The organism is uncultured Fibrobacter sp., from assembly GCF_947166265.1.
GTDB lineage: Bacteria > Fibrobacterota > Fibrobacteria > Fibrobacterales > Fibrobacteraceae > Fibrobacter.
The window spans coordinates 1-5,014 of sequence record NZ_CAMVDO010000077.1; the positions used below are offsets into that span (position 1 = coordinate 1).

General features: G+C 51.9%; 7 protein-coding genes and 1 pseudogene. 3 read left to right on the forward strand and 5 right to left on the reverse strand.

Annotation, left to right across the window (positions count from 1 at the left end):
- The 4 genes from Q0W37_RS15155 to Q0W37_RS15170 all read right to left on the reverse strand — a co-directional run.
- On the reverse strand, positions 1 to 149 hold a 149-nt coding region (locus Q0W37_RS15155; protein ID WP_297702388.1), incomplete at its 3' end, for an argininosuccinate synthase domain-containing protein.
- A 114-nt stretch (positions 150 to 263) separates the two neighbouring features.
- Positions 264 to 1,157, reverse strand: a complete 894-nt coding sequence (gene mtgA, locus Q0W37_RS15160) for a monofunctional biosynthetic peptidoglycan transglycosylase (protein ID WP_297702382.1) — start codon at positions 1,155 to 1,157, stop codon at positions 264 to 266.
- Complete coding sequence (locus Q0W37_RS15165) at positions 1,157 to 2,311, reverse strand: CHC2 zinc finger domain-containing protein (RefSeq protein ID WP_297702383.1); 1,155 nt, start codon at positions 2,309 to 2,311, stop codon at positions 1,157 to 1,159. Before Q0W37_RS15165 ends, mtgA begins: the two co-directional genes overlap by 1 nt.
- Before the next feature lie 66 nt (positions 2,312 to 2,377).
- The gene (locus Q0W37_RS15170) at positions 2,378 to 2,590 is read right to left on the reverse strand and encodes a hypothetical protein (RefSeq protein WP_297702384.1); all 213 of its coding nucleotides are present in this window, start codon (positions 2,588 to 2,590) and stop codon (positions 2,378 to 2,380) included.
- Positions 2,591 to 2,758: 168 nt separating this feature from the next.
- On the opposite strand from Q0W37_RS15170, the gene murB reads away from it, so the two are divergent.
- On the forward strand, positions 2,759 to 3,667 hold the full coding sequence (gene murB / locus Q0W37_RS15175; RefSeq protein WP_297702385.1) for a UDP-N-acetylmuramate dehydrogenase: 909 nt from the start codon (positions 2,759 to 2,761) through the stop codon (positions 3,665 to 3,667).
- Here murB and Q0W37_RS15180 read toward each other — a convergent pair.
- Positions 3,664 to 4,077 (reverse strand): VanZ family protein, encoded by a 414-nt coding sequence (locus tag Q0W37_RS15180; RefSeq protein ID WP_297702386.1) that lies wholly within the window; start codon positions 4,075 to 4,077, stop codon positions 3,664 to 3,666. The genes murB and Q0W37_RS15180 overlap by 4 nt on opposite strands.
- A 92-nt stretch (positions 4,078 to 4,169) precedes the next feature.
- On the opposite strand from Q0W37_RS15180, the gene Q0W37_RS15185 reads away from it, so the two are divergent.
- Both Q0W37_RS15185 and Q0W37_RS15190 read left to right on the forward strand, forming a co-directional pair.
- Positions 4,170 to 4,745, forward strand: a complete 576-nt coding sequence (locus Q0W37_RS15185; protein WP_297702387.1) for a hypothetical protein — start codon at positions 4,170 to 4,172, stop codon at positions 4,743 to 4,745.
- A 36-nt stretch (positions 4,746 to 4,781) separates the two neighbouring features.
- Positions 4,782 to 5,014: pseudogene (locus tag Q0W37_RS15190) on the forward strand (23S rRNA (cytosine(1962)-C(5))-methyltransferase RlmI); the annotation flags it as partial.

Here is a 5,014-nt window from a genome sequence, read left to right on the forward strand (position 1 = left end):
GCGTCCGGGAAGTCGTTCTGACCGAGGTCGGCGGCGAAAGCGATCACTTCGCAGTCGTAGTTTTCCTTGAGCCAGGGGATGATGATGGAAGTATCGAGTCCACCGCTATAGGCGAGGACAACCTTCTTCTTGGATTCTTTCTTAGCCATTTTTAGTTTCCTTTGAGAAAATTTTAGACGAGAAAAATATAGAATAGACGAGAGACGAAAGACGAGAGACGAGAGAAAAAAATTTCGAAAAATTCGTTTTTTGAGGGAGGCCCGCTATTTCTTTGCGGTGCTATCCTTCGGGAGCGGCGCCATCAGCTGCCTAAGCGAATCCACCAGCACGCTATCCTTCTTGGGGAACATGTTCTGGTAAATCACGGCACGACGCTTGGCCATGAACTGACTTTCGCGCATGTTCGGATGGTGCTTGCCGGGGCTTGCGAGCATGGCGGCCAGATTGATTGCCTGGTCCACGCTAATCTTGGAGCAGCTTTTCTTGTAGTACGCGAGACACGCTTCCTGGCAACCAAAAATATCCTTGCCCCACTGGGCGTAATTCAGGTAAAGTTCCAGAATGCGGTCCTTGCCGAGTTCATGTTCCATCAGCAAGGCATACGCCAACTCCTTGAACTTGCGGTTGAACGAACGTTCCCCGCTCAGGAAAAGGTTCTTCGCGAGCTGCTGCGTAATCGTGGAGCCGCCGAACTTGGTCTTCCCCGCCACCTGGTTTGCATCAAGCGCTTCGGCAATGGCACGCACGTCGAATCCCGGATGGAAATAGAAGCCGGCGTCTTCGCTTGCAATCACAGCCTTGCGCAGGTACGGGCTAATGGAATCGAGCGGAACATAGGTGTGCTTGATTTGCAAGTTCGGACTCGAATCGCGCAGGGCCTCCATGTACTTGCTCATTTCGGGCTGGGTATCCTTGAGTTCCTCGACCCCTTCGTAAATTTCGTAACCGTAAATGAACGCACGGTACAGGGCGTACGAGGCCGCCACGGAGAATACCGCCGAATAAATGATTAGAATCAGCAACGCCTGGCGGATAATGAAATTAATCGTCCGGTAAAGCCACTTGATAATGAATCCAGTCACCTTTGCAAACGTGGTGTTCGTGAACCACTTGAAAAAGTCCTTGACCTTACCAAAATACAATTTCACCTTATCCATTACTTCTTTCCTCCGAACCAGTCATTGATGTCCTCGCCCTCTTTCATGGCCGTGGGCAAGTTTTCCATTCCTTCGCCCAAAATTACATTATGAATGCCCGCTTGCGTAAACAATTTGCCGATATATTCCATTCCAGAGCGGCCCGCCTCGTCGTGATCTAGACAAAGTACCACATTCTTGTTCTTGAAAAGGTTCAGCCATTCCACCTTGAAGCTCCGTACGCCGGGAATGCCCACCGCATTGATTTTTTGCCCTAAAAACGTGAGCGTATCGACCACGCCCTCGCACAGGTAGACCCAACCCGGCTTCTGGTCCAGCGCCGACATGTTGTAGGGGTAAGGCACCGTACCGCGCAAGTTGAGTTCCTTGGGAACGACCGTATTGTCGATAGCCCGCGACTGAAAATAGAAGGCACGGCGCTGCGTATCGAGATACGGGAAAATCAGCGGATGCTTGTAGTAGCGCAAATGCCCCTTATCGTTAAAGAGCCCCACGTACTTCAGCACCTCTTCGCCGAAATCCGCCTTGAGGCTATTGTTTACCTCTTCGTAATTGGAAATGGTACGCAAAAGCATCTTGTCCCATACAGGCTTGTAGATGCGGCGGCGGGCAAGCCACTTGGCCGCAGGCGTATTATCGACAGGACTCAGGCGCTTAAGGAACGAGAGGATGATTTTCTTGTGTTCGTCTTCGGAAACCAGCGGCGGTTCTTCGGGTTCAGGCGGGCGGACCATTTCGGGCACCGACGAATGACTTTGCGACGAACGCAAATTCTGCGGAGAGCTTCCCAGAGCTTGTTGACGCCCCGAAGCAGAGGATTGCGCACGTTCCAACACGCGATCCATTTCTTTACGGGCAGAGGGCGGCACCAAAAACGGATACTGTTCCATCAGCCAACTGAGCGCCTCGACAAAGCTGCAATCCTTCACGAGCTGCACAAGCGTTATCACGTCGCCACGGACATCGTCACAAACCCAGCAACGAAAATAGCCGCGTTCTTCGGAAATCGAAACCGAAGGCGTACGGTCGCCATGCGTATGGCGTTGCGGGAAAAAACATCTGAAGCGACCATGAGAAACCGAAATTCCCAGGCTCTGCGCGACAGACGTTATCGAAATCGCCGACTTGAATTGTTTCAGTTCCTCATTAGTCATAGCAGGAATTATAGAAAAAGACCGGCAAAGCCGGTCTCTGTTAAAGTGAATTCGATAGGAGTTGTATTACTTCGCATCTGCATTCTGGACACAGCGAACTGCCATACCTGCCTCGAATTGGTAGCCAGCCTCATCGGCGCGCAAAAATGCGGCGTTGGTGCCATCCAATTTTAAGTAGCAAGCATACACATTAGATGTCGTGGAGCTCCAGAAGAATGCGGCATCTCCATCTTTGAAATTATTGCGGCTGTAGGCAACGACGTTCCTACCAGTCGGCATAGCGGAGAAGCCAACAGCATCAGAGCCTTCCCAGGATTCAGCCTTGAGAGCCTTGCCTGCAGCGCTCGCTCTTTCTTTTCAAGAAGTCAAGAACTTTTTTTTAAATCGTAATCCAAGTTGGAATAGTCTAACCTAAAACCGTTCTCCATTTTTTATTAGATTTTAACGATGCAGATTCTCGAAAATGAACCGATGAGCAAGCACACATCCTTTAAAGTGGGGGGTGCTGCACGCTATTTTGCAAAGGCGGAAAGCCCAGACGATCTCAAAAAATCATTGGACTTGGCCCGCGAAAAAGGACTGCCCTTTTTCATCTTAGGGAACGGAACGAATCTGCTTGTTTCGGACAAGGGTTTCGACGGCGTGATCGTAACGCTTGCCGGCGATTTTTTTTCGATAGAAGATCTTGGGAACGGAGCCTTCAAAGTCGGAGCGGCCACACCGCTCGGCAGGTTCGCCCGCAGCGTTTTAAAGCAGGGTTTTGCAGGCATCCATAAGCTCGCCGGAATCCCAGGGACTCTGGGCGGTGCGATTTATATGAACGCGGGTGCCTACGGGCAAGAAATCGGGAACTGCTGCACAGCGGTAACCGTTCTCGACAGCGACGGAAACACGCGCGAATACGCCGCAAGCGAATGCGAATTCGGATACAGACAAAGTATTTTCCAGAAGAATAACGCGATTATACTCTCGGCGACATTTCAATTGCCGACTGCAGAAAGCCTCGGCAAGACAAGCGCCGACCTCGAAGCGGAACTAGCCGAATGTATGGCAAAACGCAAGGCTAGCCAGCCGCTCAACATGCCAAACGCGGGTTCCACCTTCAAACGACTTACTGTCGGAGCCGCCGACACTCCGACACAAATTGCGCCGGGCTATTACATTGAACAGGCGGACCTCAAGGGCTACCGCATCGGTGGCGCCGAAGTCAGCACCGTACACGCAAACTTTATCGTGAACGCAGACGGAGCCACCGCAAGTGACATCAAGAAACTCAGCGAGTTCGTGCAGAGTAAAGTCGCCGAAAAATTCGGCATTCAACTCCACCGCGAAATAATACTGCTAGGGGAATTTTAAACTTTTTCCGGAACGGGGTCAAAGCGGTTCAGGATTCGCGTGATAATGGCGTAAACGACACCGCCCGTGAGTCCACCCGTCAGGTCTGCCACGAGGTCCAGTACGCTGCTATCACGGGTTTCCACAAAACTCTGGTGGAATTCGTCGGTACATCCGTAAAGGAGCGCAAGGCCCCCGACAATCAAAACGCGTAGCCACTGCCGCTTGGACCATTCGTTACGACTCCAGAGCATGGCATAGCAACCAGCCAGCGTTGCGTATTCGCAAAAGTGAGCCAGCTTGTCCCAAATATGCGGAAGATCCTCAAGCTGCTCCATCGTCATCGAGGAGAGTTTAAAGATGATTGCCATGCAGAGCACGCAGGGGACGGCTCGGAAAAACGGATACTTGTCAAAGAGCGATTCGAACATAGCGACGCCAAATGTAGAAAATACACAGATAAGGCGTTCCATTTCAAGCGGGTGCGACACGCTCCACCGGCAAGAATAAGTATCTTTGGGCTATGAAACGATTACTTGCGGCACTCCCCCTGATTTTTATCGCCTGCGGAAACGATGCTCCCGTGGCAAAAATCATCGTTACCGACCAGAAAATGCCCCTGCAGGAATGGCCCGATAGCGCCTATATTGCCGCACTCGATTCGATTCTCGCCCTTGAACCCATCAAGAAAACGGATTCCGCCGAGGCGAACATCCAGATGAACGCCTTCGCAGCGCCGGTTTTCAAGTTACCGAGTTCCGTGACGGGCAAAAAGGACGTGAAGCCCGCTGCCAAGAATTCCCAGAACGCGCCCAAGGCAAACGTGACCGCCAAGGCCGATCATTCTGCCGAACAGTTTGCCGACAAGTTCGCAAACGCCCTTTCCAAGCTGCAATCCGACCCGTCGAACGCGACCCTTTACCGCACGGTCGAGGCAAAAGACGGCGACGACTTGTTTAAGCTCTTGAAGCGAACATACGGCGCCGGTGTGCAGAACCTCCCCCGATTCTTTGTTCTTTCAGCGCTCCAGTCGGTAAACGCGGGCGTTGCGTTGGAACATCTGAATGCAGGCGACAAGGTTCGCGTTCCTAGAATGTAGCCGCACCGCCCTCAAAATCTTTCTACATTTGAACTTATGAAAGCAATTACCCTGAAAGCCGGACGCGAAAAGTCCGCATTGCGTTACCATCCCTGGATTTTTAGCGGAGCCGTTGACGAAGTCATCGGCGACCCGGAACTAGGCGACACCGTTGAAGTTTACAGCTACAAGAGCGACTTTCTGGGTCTTGCGGCGTACTCGCCCAAGTCCCAGATCCGCGGGCGTTTCTGGACATTCGGCGAAAAGGCAAACATTGACCGCGAATTTTT